Annotated in this window: 14 protein-coding genes; 2 read left to right on the top strand and 12 right to left on the bottom strand. The window is 41.4% G+C overall.

Annotated features, from left to right (window positions below; translation table 11 throughout):
- Window positions 1-206: 206 nt before the first annotated feature.
- Window positions 207-479, bottom strand: a complete 273-nt coding sequence (locus tag P2W82_RS24350) for a Txe/YoeB family addiction module toxin (RefSeq protein WP_336518575.1) — start codon at window positions 477-479, stop codon at window positions 207-209.
- Window positions 480-487: 8 nt separating this feature from the next.
- Window positions 488-736, bottom strand: a complete 249-nt coding sequence (locus tag P2W82_RS24875; RefSeq protein ID WP_419555736.1) for a type II toxin-antitoxin system Phd/YefM family antitoxin — start codon at window positions 734-736, stop codon at window positions 488-490.
- 152 nt (window positions 737-888) lie between these two features.
- Here P2W82_RS24875 and P2W82_RS24345 point away from each other — a divergent pair, with 152 nt between their 5' ends.
- Window positions 889-1056 carry a helix-turn-helix transcriptional regulator gene (locus tag P2W82_RS24345; protein ID WP_336518574.1) on the top strand — a complete coding sequence of 56 codons (168 nt, stop codon included), beginning with the start codon at window positions 889-891 and terminating at the stop codon, window positions 1054-1056.
- A 678-nt stretch (window positions 1057-1734) separates the two neighbouring features.
- On the opposite strand, the gene P2W82_RS24340 is transcribed toward P2W82_RS24345, so the two are convergent.
- The 7 genes from P2W82_RS24340 to P2W82_RS24870 form a co-directional block, all read right to left on the bottom strand.
- Window positions 1735-2580, bottom strand: a complete 846-nt coding sequence (locus P2W82_RS24340) for an Lcl C-terminal domain-containing protein (protein WP_336518573.1) — start codon at window positions 2578-2580, stop codon at window positions 1735-1737.
- 18 nt (window positions 2581-2598) lie between these two features.
- Window positions 2599-2802: a hypothetical protein gene (locus P2W82_RS24335; RefSeq protein WP_336518572.1), complete on the bottom strand. Its 204-nt coding sequence runs from the start codon at window positions 2800-2802 to the stop codon at window positions 2599-2601.
- Window positions 2803-3072: 270 nt separating this feature from the next.
- Window positions 3073-3948, bottom strand: coding sequence for a MopE-related protein (locus P2W82_RS24330; RefSeq protein ID WP_336518571.1), 876 nt, complete (start codon window positions 3946-3948; stop codon window positions 3073-3075).
- Window positions 3949-3963: 15 nt separating this feature from the next.
- Window positions 3964-4131: a hypothetical protein gene (locus tag P2W82_RS24325; protein ID WP_336518570.1), complete on the bottom strand. Its 168-nt coding sequence runs from the start codon at window positions 4129-4131 to the stop codon at window positions 3964-3966.
- 153 nt (window positions 4132-4284) lie between these two features.
- Window positions 4285-5982, bottom strand: coding sequence for a helix-turn-helix transcriptional regulator (locus tag P2W82_RS24320; RefSeq protein ID WP_336518569.1), 1698 nt, complete (start codon window positions 5980-5982; stop codon window positions 4285-4287).
- 303 nt (window positions 5983-6285) lie between these two features.
- A complete protein-coding gene (locus tag P2W82_RS24315) occupies window positions 6286-6624 on the bottom strand; it encodes a HepT-like ribonuclease domain-containing protein (RefSeq protein WP_336518568.1) in 339 nt (112 codons plus the stop codon).
- The gene (locus P2W82_RS24870; protein ID WP_419555735.1) at window positions 6614-6916 is read right to left on the bottom strand and encodes a nucleotidyltransferase family protein; all 303 of its coding nucleotides are present in this window, start codon (window positions 6914-6916) and stop codon (window positions 6614-6616) included. The genes P2W82_RS24315 and P2W82_RS24870 overlap by 11 nt, the downstream gene beginning before the upstream one ends.
- Window positions 6917-7207: 291 nt before the next feature.
- Here P2W82_RS24870 and P2W82_RS24310 point away from each other — a divergent pair, with 291 nt between their 5' ends.
- Window positions 7208-8275 (top strand): IS110 family RNA-guided transposase, encoded by a 1068-nt coding sequence (locus tag P2W82_RS24310; RefSeq protein WP_336518567.1) that lies wholly within the window; start codon window positions 7208-7210, stop codon window positions 8273-8275.
- A gap of 390 nt (window positions 8276-8665) precedes the next feature.
- On the opposite strand, the gene P2W82_RS24305 is transcribed toward P2W82_RS24310, so the two are convergent.
- The 3 genes from P2W82_RS24305 to P2W82_RS24295 form a co-directional block, all read right to left on the bottom strand.
- Window positions 8666-9406, bottom strand: coding sequence for a hypothetical protein (locus P2W82_RS24305; RefSeq protein ID WP_336518566.1), 741 nt, complete (start codon window positions 9404-9406; stop codon window positions 8666-8668).
- A 253-nt stretch (window positions 9407-9659) separates the two neighbouring features.
- Window positions 9660-10223 carry a hypothetical protein gene (locus P2W82_RS24300; RefSeq protein ID WP_336518565.1) on the bottom strand — a complete coding sequence of 188 codons (564 nt, stop codon included), beginning with the start codon at window positions 10221-10223 and terminating at the stop codon, window positions 9660-9662.
- A gap of 1199 nt (window positions 10224-11422) precedes the next feature.
- Window positions 11423-11584 (bottom strand): hypothetical protein, encoded by a 162-nt coding sequence (locus tag P2W82_RS24295; RefSeq protein WP_336518564.1) that lies wholly within the window; start codon window positions 11582-11584, stop codon window positions 11423-11425.
- Between the last annotated feature and the right edge of the window lie 2065 nt (window positions 11585-13649).

The raw sequence follows: 13649 nt of genomic DNA, 5'->3' as shown, positions 1-13649 counted from the left end.
CTGTTTGGCAAGGTTATCAACAGTTAACCCATGCAGCAAGTGTTTATGAAATAATGACTCAATAAATTTGGGTAAGGCTTAGCTGCCGGCAGGCAGGTTCCAAAGCCGATCCGTGTTTCTGTCGCCCGAACTACAGATCATTCGTGTTAATGTCGACCAGGATATATTCGTCAGCCCGTATTGCGGCGATGTTGGGCGCGAGCGTGTCAATCATAGTGAAACCTGCATTGGATTATGTAACACTTTTGGTCTACACCTTTCTTACCTTCCACTTTATAAACGAGCCTATGCTCTCCGGTTATCCGTCTTGACCAAAATCCTTTTAAATCATGCCTAAGTGGCTCAGGTTTTCCAGTACCTTGAAAGGGAGTTCTTTTAATCTCGTTCAATAAATCCTTAATCTTTTCTACAGTTGAACTGTCTGTGTCAATCCAATATTGAAAATCTTCCCAACCATTTTCCGTAAACTCAAAATTCATATTGTAGTTTATACTTTGAATTTACGAGTCTTCTTGTTTTTTAATTGATCTATTGATTCATGAAGTCGCTGTCTGTTCTTCGACGTGGAAAGTAAATGTCCGGTCTCATTAAGGGAATTATATTCTTTCATCGACAGTATAACAACCGCCTCTTCGTCAGCAGCTCTGGAGACAACAATAACATCCGAGGACTTTGAAACGTCGTCCAAATATTTTTTAATATTACTCCTCAATTGAGTAATAGAGACTGCTTGCATAAATATAAATTTAACGTACTAACAAATGTACGTAAATACGTACATTTTTCCAAACTTAATTTTCCCCTCATCAGCTACTTGCGCCCAACGTGGACGGCCTTGCAGTACGGGAATTTCATGTTCCGTCTGCCAGGACTGTCAGCTGAGTAAAGTTGGTTACGCAAATTGAATTGGCTGAGATGGTCGGCGTGTCTCGCCAAACCATTTTCTCTATTGAAGTCAATAAGTATGTCCCATCAGTTGTTCTCTCTCTGAAATTAGCGAAAGCTCTTGGAAAGAAAGTTGAAGATATTTTCAAACTAGGTGTTTCAGACTGGTAAGTAATGACTCTTCTTGTTTCTCCGAACTTCAACAGACATTGAAAACAACTTGCGGCCAAAGCTCCCCGTGCTGAGGAAGTACGGGGATTGGTATTCTCTATTCGGAAGATTTTTTGTAACTACACGATCCAACAAAACTAAAATTGTAAGAACTTAAACGGAGCATTGCCAATACACCGGATATGCGAAAATGTATGCCGCTTTTTTGCGCTATTCGGTTTCCACAAGCGCGAAAAGCCGGTCTGCAAAAGATAACCGCTTCACATGAAAATTACGTTGTGGGAAACGTATGATGGCAAAGGACTTTTTGGTGTAAGGCAAATTGCTTTGTCGGTTTATGACATGCCGTTGATAAGGCAGTGCTACTACATAACATGATCTCAAATCAAGATTATTTCAATATGAATTCTTTAAGGTGCGGGATTTTTTTATAAGCCGGGGTTCTCAACCAACATCTTATTTACTACGCTCAACAGTTGCGAAAACTCCGGCGGGTAGAAGGAGGAAAATTGTTTGTGGGGTGGATTGCACTCATGGAGGTTTCAAAATACGCTGTAAAGATGTACATCGCGATGATGCAAAGGGAAAGACGGGAAGATTTTTATTTTCGCCTTTGTGAACTAGAAATAAACAGGCAAAGTATTTTTCCTCGCCTGTTTATTACCAGGATTCACCTGCTTAAAAATATCTTACCGGCCGTGCTCTGTATTCATATATTGAACGATCGTTGTAGGTTACAACCTGGCCGGGAGCTGTACCACTATCATAGTAACACAAATAAGCCCGGCTAGCATCTCCGTCCCATGAATGTTCTGTAGAACTCCAATAGCTGATTCGGAACGGACCATTTGCATCAGGAAATCCACCGATGGACATCCTGTTCTGCAGGATTTTTTGCAACTCATCCCTGCTTGGTAAAAACCAGTCATTGTAACCGTTGAATTCCTTCCTGCAGGCTACCGCTGCGTACCGATCTAATTTCAAATCAAGCCAGGGAAATGTTGTATTTATCGTGTTAACTACATCGGGGAGGTATTGAACGATTGCATTTGTATTGGACAGGCCCGTACCAATAGCAGTTCCCCGCGCTGCCTCACCTACGCCAAAAAATCCGCCAATCCCATTCACGTCAGGAGCCCAAGTAAAGAAAGGCTGAGGGTCAGGGTCTAAATAATAGGGATTTAGAAGGTCTTCGGCCGCAGCAATCAGACCATGAGGCAGTTTTGCATCGTAGCCCGGGTCACCGGCCTGCAGTATATACCCGATCTTTCCGCCTTTATATTCCTGGCCTACTTTCCAGATATCTCCGTGAGCCTGGTGATCGGGCCAGGCATTGGCATTGATGGTCATTTGCTTCCATGTGTTGGTGGTGGCATCAACATGCCAGATGGCGATCTTTTCGGCACCTTTAGCCGCTGCTGAGGAGGCGATTTCCGCCTGCCGCAGTGACAGATCAGAAACCATTTCTTTTTTACAGGCCGTCATTACGAGTGCGGCAAGTACGGGCAATAACATCTTTCTCATGGGCTTTTTTATTTTTGTTTACGTTAAGTGCACCAGGCAGGCAGCCAACCGGCTTATACCGGTTTCATTATAAATGCTGCTGCTTACAACGGGTGCTGTTTTCTTTTCCAGTTTTTTTATTCTTCTGTCAAACAGCAATATCACCAGGCGATCAACAAGAGGGTTAGCAGGGTGATCAGTATCAACGACAATTTTTTTCCAGCTGATAGTATACATGGACATCTGACAGCGGAATGAAAATACAATGGCAGGGGCTTGAAAACCTAAAAATTGTCAGGACAAAAGGCAGACAAGCCCCGGACAAAAACCGGACAAGCCGATATTCTTATGGAATTCCTGTCCGGGCAATCAACTTATCAATTCAATATCTTCTGCAACCTCGCTAAAAACGCTTACCTTCTGCCGGAACGTCCCCGACATTGCTCATGGGCCGGTGGGAGATGTAGCTGGACATAATGGTGATGGATATAGCCTGTCTGTGCATAGCTCTCCCTAAAAATATCGGATTGCCCTGACTTTGTTCACACTGTATTTGACTGCGGAAAACTGACTTCCTGATTCAAAAAATTGGGCCCATGCACTATTTTCTGCCAGCTGACTGGGATCTAACTGGGAAGAAGACCAATAAGGTTCATTGGTAAACCCGCCAATAGATTCCCGGTTGATATATAGCTTGTTCAACTCATCTTTGCTCGGTAAATACCAGTCATCAAATCCATTTATAGTAAGATCTGCACATAATCTGGCTGCAATTGATGATTCTGTACAAGCAGTAACAATGTACTCCGTGTTTGTCTTGCCTGTACCCAAAGCCGTTTGTTCCGCTTCCTGCAAGTCAGCTTGATAACATCCCCAATTATATATTGAGGCTAAATCGGAAGCAGCTGCAATAATCCCGTGTACTTCCCCTTCAATATAACCCGGATCACCGGGCTGGTACACATAAGCCAGTTTTCCACCCTGGTAATCGGCGCCAATCGCCGGTACATCATCCACCATTCCATTGCAGTTCTCATCAGCACCATTCCCTTTTATTTCGGTAGTGCCAGGATTAATAGCTGCATTGTTATCATTACAATCTCCCATTTGCCCGATGCCGCAGCTATTGGTGGGTACATAGCCATCACCATCCGCATCATCCAGTCTTATATCACCATGGCTTGCATGATCAGGCCATTGGCTTAGATTGATTGTTTTCACTGACCAGCTGTTCTTTCGGGAATCAAAATGGCAGATATCGATTTTTGTAGGTGCTCCTTTAGCAGCAGCAGCTAAATCCACTTGCTGATTTACTTGTTCAGCAACCATCTCTTTTTTACAGCCCGTTATTGCCAATCCGGCAATTAATGATAATAGAATCTTTCTCATGGCTATTTATTTGGTTTATGTTAATTGAACAAGATACCCAGCCAACCGTTTGCTTCCGGTGTCATCATAGATGCTGCCGCTTACCTCAGGTGTTGTTTTCTTTTCCAGATTTTTTATTCTTCTGTCAAACAGCCATATCACCAGGGCGATCAACAACAGGGTTACCAGGATGATCAGTATCAACGATAATTTTTTCCGTGGGATAGTGTGCATAGACAACTGACAGCCGGATGAAAGTACAATCGGCGAGGGGTAAAAACCTAAATACCGGCAGGACAAAAGGCAGACAAATGCGGGACAAAAACCGGACAAGCAGGTAGGAAGGCAAATAATTTTTTACATCTCCCGGAGCCAGGCTTCCAGATTTACTTCACTGGCAAGTTGCAGGCGCTGGCGCAGGCGACGCTTACCTTTGGCTACGCTTTCAGCAGATATGCCAAGCATGGACGCGATTTGTTTATTATCAAACATCAGGCGGGTGAGTGCCGCCATGCGTTGTTCCGCCTGGGTTACATCGTTTGCCTTTAATTTCAGATTTGCAAAAAAGCCGGGATATGTTTTTTCAAAAAGGGTCTTAAATTTTAACCAGTCGTCTTCTGTCAGGATGGTTTGCCGGGTTAGCTCTTCTGACAGGTTTTGCTGATCAATTTGATGTGCATTGGCTTTTAACTGCTGTTCTAACTTTTCCACCAGGATGGTTTTATCCACCAGGTGTTGGGTAAATAAATGCAGTTGCGCTGTTGCCGCATTTTTCTCTGCATCAGCAATTTCCTTTTGCTGCAGGGCCAGGTGTTCCTTGTAAATTGCCTTTTGACGTTGCCGGTTCAATATCAGAATTGCTATCGCCGACAGCATAATCAGTAGGGCAATAATAAAATTGCGGGTGAGTGCTTCAGTTTCTTTTTCTTTTTTTATTTGCTGAAGTGTCTGAAAATTTTTATCGCTATTGATACGCAACCGGGAAATATTAACACTGCTTAGTGCCATCTCTTTTTGCAGGGAATCGTGCAGAGCGGTATACCATTGCGAATAAAGATAAAAGCTATCGGCATTGCCATTGGCCCGGTACACATCGGCAGCTGTTTGGTAGGCATATTGCAGGTAAGTCATTTTTTGAACCGGGCTACCTGATGAACCATTTAGCAATTCCAATGATTGTTGAATATGCAGGAGAGCAGTCTTTTTATCCGCATTTTCAAGGTCTATCTTTGCAAGCAACTGTAACCCATAGGCACAAACCTTGGGTTCATCCGAATATTTTATCGTATGTATGTATTGAAGAAATGTTTTGGCCTGGCGGTAATCTTTTTTCAGCAACCACACCTCGCCCATAAATACGGCATTGATCATTATCCAGATTGGCTCATTTAATTTTTGTGCCCGTTGCATGGATTGCTGGTACCAGGCCATGGCAGAATCCAGTTGCCCTAGCTGTTTGTAAGCCTGCCCAATAGTATTCTCAAAGCGGATACGATAATAGCGTGTCTCCTCTGTATCGAATTTGTAATTAATTAAGCCCTTTCTTATATAAAAGATACATTTTTCATATTCGCCGGTTCGAAACAGGTTTTCTCCTACCGTAAAGGGATAGTACGACAGGTAACCTCGCTTTTCCTTAAGGCCGTCCCATATTTCATCAACTTTCAGATAGTAGTAATTACTCAGGGATAACTCTCCCTTTCCTTCCATAGTTAAACCATAGATATAGCACAGGTAGGCAATCAGGTTATTGTCTCCTGTTTCAAAAGCTTTGTATAAACTTTTTTCATAATGATCTACCAGGCTGGCAATATCGCCATTGCCATTAGTTAAAAACAATGATTTCAAAAAAGACAGTCTTGCTAAAAAATAAGGTCCGGTTTTCCCTGTTCTTTCCAGCTGCTGCAGCCATGCATTTGCACCTGCTTCGTCAAATTTTTCCGTCAGCGCCGTAGAAATTTCATGCAGTGTGTTGTTGTCAAAATCGTCTTTGGCGTTCAGCTTTTCTGCCCACTCTTCCACCGGCAAGGCAGTTGTGTCAGTTTGTGCAATCAAATTCGTTTGAAATACAAAAAGAAATAGCAGGAGGCAGCTGGTTTTAATACAGCAGGTGACCGTCAATGTTTGCCTGTTCATCGGGGGGGGGCAGTAGCTCGTTGAAAATTGAATCTATACAACGCATAAAAGATAGAATAATTTTTTCTAAAAAGGGAAACCAAAGGTTGTCGGGGTGGAAAGGTCATTTTACCGTTCACTTGATCTGACAAAATTTTGGATTTTACAACGGAGAAATAAACAACACTGTCGATGACATATTCTGTCGCCCGTATTGCGCACAGGCCGATGTTGTGCGAACGCCTAGTCTGTCAATAGATGAGTAATTGCAATTTTTAGTTCCGGTAGATAGTCATTTACAATTGACCAGAGAATCTCATCGGAAACTGTATCGTAACCATGAATTATTCTGTTTCTTGTTGCAATGATTTGTCTGATATTCGGCAGATCAAAATTGTTGTCTAATTTATAAATTCTGTTTGTTGCCTCTCCTATTATTTCAAGATTTCGTTCTATCGCGCGTTTGGTCTTAATGTCACTTACGAAATGAATAAATTCACGAATAGTGCCGTCGAAGAATGAGTCGATTTCATTGATAGCCCGCAAAATGTCAAATAAGTAGGTTTTGATTTCAGGCTGCATATATTAATGTCTTATGCCTTTCAATGGAGTCTATCAAATATGGGTTTCTTAATGACCTCTTCTCAAGCAAATCGACCGGCCGACCCAGTAAGTCTTCCAATTGAAATTTTAACTTGAAATATTTATTTGAATATTCCAGAGGTGTCTTTGTCTTGAAGTCAACCAAAAGGTCAATGTCACTAGCAGATGAAAACTTATCTGTCAAAGCGGAACCGAATAAATACAATTCCTGAACGTCTGTTTCGACGCACAATGATTTTATTCTGTCAATATATGGAACCAGCTCTAACATCAGGTAAAGATATGAATTTTGTAAGTCTAGGCGTTTCGCACAACGCCCACGGCTTTGCGCAGTACGGGTCATCCGTGTTAATGTCGCTTGGCCGGCCGTGTACAATAATACTGATTTGAATTTGAAAAAGCAAAGGCCGGAATTCTGTCGCTCAATAGAGTTACTAAAGCCGATGACATATTCTGTCGCCCGTATTGCGCAGAAGCAACTATGTAAAAGCGATAATTTAAGCTGCTTGATTTTTGATATAGTACAACAAAGAGAATTTATTGTCTATTAAAACTTTCAATCATGATGCAGTCTCAAATTACCGCCGAACCAAAGTTATTTATTGGTATGGACATTCACAAGAAATCATGGTCCGTACACATGCGGACTGACCTGTGCGATCACAAAGGTTTTTCGATGCCCGCCGATGCAGGGAAACTTGTTGACTACGTGAATAATCATTTTAGTACACACCAGGTATCTCTGACCTACGAGGCAGGCTGTTGTGGCTTTTCCGCTGCCAGGTATTTTCTTAATCTTGGATGGCAGGTCAAAGTTGTTAATGCAAGCGATGTACCCCGAAGCGATAAACAGAATTACCAGAAAACTGATAAACTCGACAGCCGTAATCTTTGTAAACAATTACAGCAGGATCAGCTCACAGGAATTTTTATCCCAACTGAACATCAGGAACAACTCAGAAGTTTGCTACGACAACGTAACCAGGTGGTAAAACAATTGCGTGTCGTAAAATCCCAGATAAAAGGACTTTTACTTTTCCATGGAATAAAAGTTCCGGATGAGTTTGACAATCCCAACTGGAGTAAATATTTTCTGCAATGGCTTGCAGATATACAGTGGTCCTATATCACCGGTGCAGCTTGTCTGAAAAGTAAAATGCGTATCCTTGATGTGCTCAACGCCGAATATCTGCAAACCAGTAATGAACTACGTGCTTACTGCAGAAAACATCACAACAAAGATTACTATCTGCTCAAAAGTATTCCCGGAATTGGTGGATTGCTTGCATCAGCCATCATTGCTGAACTGGGTGACATCAGGAGATTCAATAAGGAATCAGAATTTGCCAATTACATTGGTCTCGTACCAGCGATTCATCAGAGTAGTGAAACCGACAACAAGAGAGGACTTACGCCTCGTTGCAAAGCATTACTACGCAGCTATCTTATCGAAGCAGCATGGGTTGCCATCCGGATGGATCCCGAGGTCCAGGCTTATTACCGCAAACATGTCATACGGGACACTAAAAGTGCAATCGTGAAAGTGGCTCACAAAATGTGCAGAAGAATTTTATCCGTAATCAAAACAGAAACACCATACCAGATCAGCTATTCATTAAATAAAAAATAAAAATTATTCTTTCTTTAAAACTCATCAATGTTTATGACACGACTATAAAACATCGGCAGTAGTCCGCCGAAAGAGGAACTACATCGCAAAGCAGATAGCGTGTCATTACTTCTTTAACACCATACAGTTGCTGGTAGAGTGACGAAAATTCACTACTACAAATAGGAGCCTGAGTTTAAAGAAAATTTAAAATACAGTTCATTACATCTTTGAATGATTTAACAGCGGCGGAATAATAATACCGACAAGCAGAATACAAAATCATTCAAATCTGTAATGCAAATATGTTTTATGTAGTAACTTTAAAACGATATCAAAACATTTCGCAGGCGGCCGGACCGCTTTACATAGGAGGCCGATGTTGGCAGCAGTTTTGTCGAAAAGGTTAAGCTATTTTTTTGTGCCTATTAATACAGTACTAATCATCGTACTTTCATTTGATAGTACAATTTTATCAGTCTTTGTAAAATTGACCGAAACGTAGAGTGCTCCAACATAAACATCTACTTTGAATTTTTTTGTCGGGTAATCAAAATCATGAATATCTCTATACGAAATTTCCAAAAACAATTCTTCCCAAAGCATTTCACTCCATCCATTTTTAAACGAACCCAATGACGCAAGATACATAATTGGAAGTGGGATGTCAATATGGTTATTTGCAGGCACAAAAGAATATTGTCGTTCGGTTTCTCGATTGGCATAAACTTGGGCTAGACCGTTAGTAATTAGAGGCATGAGAACATCTTTTTTAAACCACCATTTTACAGTGATTTCTTTTGCAGCTCCCAATCCAATATTGTGTAATGAAATCAGGCCAATTAGCACCTCAATTTTATTATCTCTGGTTAATTTAGGAAAGTCAGTTTGCTGATCGAAGTCAAAAAATTGATTTCCGGGATATAAATCAGGCTTGCTGGAAGCTTTCCTATCTTCAATCTGTTCTTTTATTTGCTTATACAAAAGATAAACAGTTACAGCTGTTAATAAAGACCCTATCGCTGTAAAAAAGGAAGAAACCTTTTCTGCATTGATTTTCTTCGATATTGAAAAGTCAGGAATTTCCTGCCACAGGAAAAGAACTATTATAAAAACCGAACAAGAAATAAGAGTTCCGACAAGCGATTTCATTTCAAACTTTCTATTTAACTACTAAGTCAAATTTAAGGTTAAAGAAAAGCATGGTCCAACAAAATTGCTGCCAACGCCCACGGCCTTGCGCAGTACGGGAATCCGTGTTAATGTCGCCCGGCCGGCCGTGCACAATAATACTGATTTGAATTTGGATTCACAAAGGCCGCGATTCTGTCGTCGATTAGAATTACTGTCGATGAGGAATTGTTCGTCAGCCCGTATTGCGCAGAGGCCGATGTTGTGCGTAATATTATTCGCCGAGTGCTGTAATTATCGAATAAAATGATTGTTTGCCAGGAAAATAAAATTGCAAATATCGCGCTCCCAAATATCCGCTCTCTCTTCTTGCTACAAGTTTTTTCGTCAAAATTTTGTTTTCTGTTTTTGAATAAATCATGAATCTACCTTTTAACATTAAAGCTGCTCCGACAACGTAAAATTCTTCATTCAATTGTTTTAACAATAAACTCTCTGGATTCACTTTGAAAATACTATCACGAAATGATTGACCGTGAGAGAAGTACATATCAACCACTCTGATCTTCCGATGTTTTTGTTCTAAATTTTCTCGTAATGATTTATATCCGTAATGGTAAAATCCAGGTTCATACTCGGGATTTTCAATGAAGTTTTTAACCTCATCTTGCCTAAAATAAATTGTCGCATTTCTAACTTCGAAAACAAAAATATTCTCCGAGATTGTGTCAATGAATAATGGTACAAGCTTTTGCTTTCGAATGCTACCAAAATCAACTTGAGAATTAGCTTGATTTGGCAGAAAAAATACTAAAGCTATTAGATATTGTAGGGTCATAATATTACGCACAACGCCCACGGCCTTGCGCAGTACGGGAATTCATGTTCCGTCTGCCCGGTACGTCGGCCGAGTAAAGATATACAGCTGAAGTTACATTCCAAAGTCGATCCGTGTTCCTGTCGCCCGAACTGTAGCTCATCTGTGTTAATGTCGATCAGGATTTATTCGTCAGCCCGTATTGCGCAGAGGCCGATGTTGTGCGTAATACCTTAAATTAAACAAGCTTTTAATTCGAATCTAACAATCGGAGGTACGCAGTATCAAGTACAAACCCGACATATGGTGTTCGCTTGATATCATAAGCAATTCCAATTTTATTTGAAATCACGGAATCAATACATTTAAGAGCATGAACGTCTAAACTGTCAAATTGTATTGTTGGGTTACTTTCAACCGCTCGATAAGCATTTTTTATAACTCTTACATTATTGCTAGTGTAATCAAAAACGGTTTTCCTTGCCAAATTATCGATGTATAGAATTTCTGATTGTAGACGTCCATCTTCATAATTGTTAGCGTAAATAAATGTGCATCCACAATGTGAGAGAGTCTCGACCTTGACTACAAAATAGTCAGATTTGGATTTTGAACTTCGGTAAACTGTCCTCGTTGAATTACAAGCACAATTCAATAAGATCGTCGAAAGCAGAAAAACATATACATTCTTTCTCAGCACAAAAAAAAATTTCAAAATTATTGCTCCGGTATTACGCACAACGGTCCACGGCCTTGCGCAGTACGGGTCTCCGTGTTAATGTCGCCCGGTCGGCCGTGTACAATAGTACTAACTTAAATCTGAAAAGACAAGGCCGATGATTCTGTCGCTCATTAGAACTCATTCTGCTGAAGACACATTCTGTCGCCCGTATTGCGCCAGGCCGATGTTATGCGCGGCAAATTTGTCCGACCTAAGCGCCCTTTTCATTTCCGAAATTATACAAAACATCTTCTATACGGTCAGTCTGTACCGTAATTCCATCGGTCTTTCCAGTCGGTAGGCAGCAGCGAATTGTTTGGGTGTTCAATTTCATGGCAGCGAAAGACAAATCTAGGAGCTGAAGCCGAAAGCGGCTCGCATATTTTGTTATCAATAATAGTACTTCAGTTGACATACTGAGGCTTTTGTTCTCGGTCATTATATGACATCATTCTATTGAGTCATTCTCCTTTTGTCAATTTGCCAGCGATGAAAGTTTCTATTTGTCGCTCAATAAAACATCCGGACAATGTATGTGAAACTCCTGGCTTGTCAAATCAGCCATTGTCTCCCGATCAATGATTGTCATGAGCAAAATCAATTGTGCATTTACGTGAGTACAAAGTAAGTCTGTCAATTCCTGTGCTGGTTGGAATTTCACACTGTTTATTTTGGAGGGGATTTGCCGCGCATAACGCCCACGGCCTTGCGCAGTACGGGAATTCCGTGTTAATGTCGCCCGGCCGGCCGTACGACAAAGTACTAACTTAAATTTGAAAAGGCAAGGCCGGTGATTCTGTCGATGATTAGAATTACTACTGTCGATGACATATTCTGTCGCCCGTATTGCGCACAGGCCGATGTTGTATGGGGCAAAACAGAGTTTGTCATTCAGTAAACCGTCTTTATCAACCAATGCATTTCAGCATTTGCTTCTCTTACTTTAGATTGAAACGTCGATATCCAAAAGTCTGGCTTCCGCTCTTTACAGTTTAATGCAGTTTTCTACCAGGAAACCTGTCTGCCGGAATTCAGACGTTGAAGTTTGTCGTGCGTTTGTAAAACGAGTGGCGGAGAAGGGACTTTCTGCAGCCAGGTTCCGCTATATATTCTCGGAAGAACTTTTTGATATAGAAGCAATATTGTATTGATGGTACTGACTGCACTGTAAGGGAATAGTTGTATCGACTGCAACACTGCATTTTCGGAGAGACTGCTTCACTGAAATACTAACAGCTTTTACTCCACAATTTTGCGGAGACCACATAAGGTAGGCAGACCGGCATCTGTTTGGTATTTGATTTTAGTGAGGAACTTTGTCGAACAGAAAATGATTGAAAGTTATCAGGATCTTTCAAATCTCTTCTTACTTGAATTAGTTGGTTGTATACTTGCCCCATACAACGCCCACGGCCTTGCGCAGTACGGGTCTCCGTGTTAATGTCGCCCGGTCGGCCGTGTACAATAGTACTAACTTAATTCTGAAAAGACAAGGCCGATGATTCTGTCGCCGATTAGAATTAATACTGTCGATGGCATATTCTGTCGCCCGTATTGCGCACAGGCCGATGTTGTACGGGGCAAATAGGTTCTGTCATTTAGGAAAGTCTCTGTCAACCAATTATTTCAAAATAATGTCCCGTTAAATAAAGATAATTGTCGATGCACAAAGCATTTTGTCAGGCGTTCTGAAGATTATAGAAATTAACCAACTCGAAACCACGTCGCGAAACTTTGATTGTGAAGCACGTCGTATTGTCGAGATGCAACTTGCGGAGAGTGAAATATTTGCTCCAATGTTCTTTCTGCACTTACTCGGGAACTTTATGAAATTGAAAAGCGTTGTATAGTCGAAGTGCTTTTGAGGAAAGGAAAATATTTGCACCAATGTCCTTTTTGAATTTTCTCGGGAACTTTTTCAATCGCAATTGTGCTACCTTTTCGAAAGACTAACTGCACCGAAGGGAAACTTAGATTCTGTGTACGCTTAGCAATTGTAACGTTTTTCTGAACTCTCGCCTTCACATACAAGCTTGTCGATTTTTCAAAGGAAACTATAAAGTGAGACAAAAATTTCAACCGCGAAGACTTTCAATTTTCGATACAGCTTTTCAACTTTCTTTCCGTCGTAAAATGATTGTTGATAAATTGCCCCGTACAACGCCCACGGCCTTGCGCAGTACGGGTCTCCGTGTTAATGTCGCCCGGCCGGCCGGTTACAATTTTACTGATTTTATTCTGAAGCTGCAAGGCCGGTGATTCTGTCGCTGATTAGAACTACTGCTGTCGATGACATATTCTGTCGCCCGTATTGCGCACAGGCCGATGTTGTGCGCTACAGAAGTGTTTGCAATTGTGGAGCCTTTTTACAATCTCGAAGGATAAAAGAGAAGTCGTTCCGGATGTCTTTCTATGATGTCGCTCTTTCGGTCGCTCTTGAGGTTGTGCTGTTGTCGCTCTATGCTGTCGATCTTGCTGACAATCCAGAGGTCGATATATGAAGTCGTTCTAGTTGTTGTGCTGCTGTTGATCTATGATGTCAATCTCCAGGTCGATCTTGATGTCGCTCTTGCTTGTAGTAAACGTCGCGGGGAAAGTATTCAGAAATCTGAAATGAAAATTTGAACAAAAACTGATTTGAATTTGATGCGACTACTGTAGCGCACAACGCCCACGGCCTTGCGCAGTACGGGTCTCCGTGTTAATGTCGCCCGGCCGGCCGTGCG

This window comes from Pollutibacter soli (assembly GCA_029269725.1).
Lineage (GTDB): Bacteria > Bacteroidota > Bacteroidia > Chitinophagales > Chitinophagaceae > Pollutibacter > Pollutibacter soli.
The sequence above is the reverse complement of the archived record's forward strand: the minus strand, read 5'-3'. Positions and strand labels throughout refer to the sequence as shown.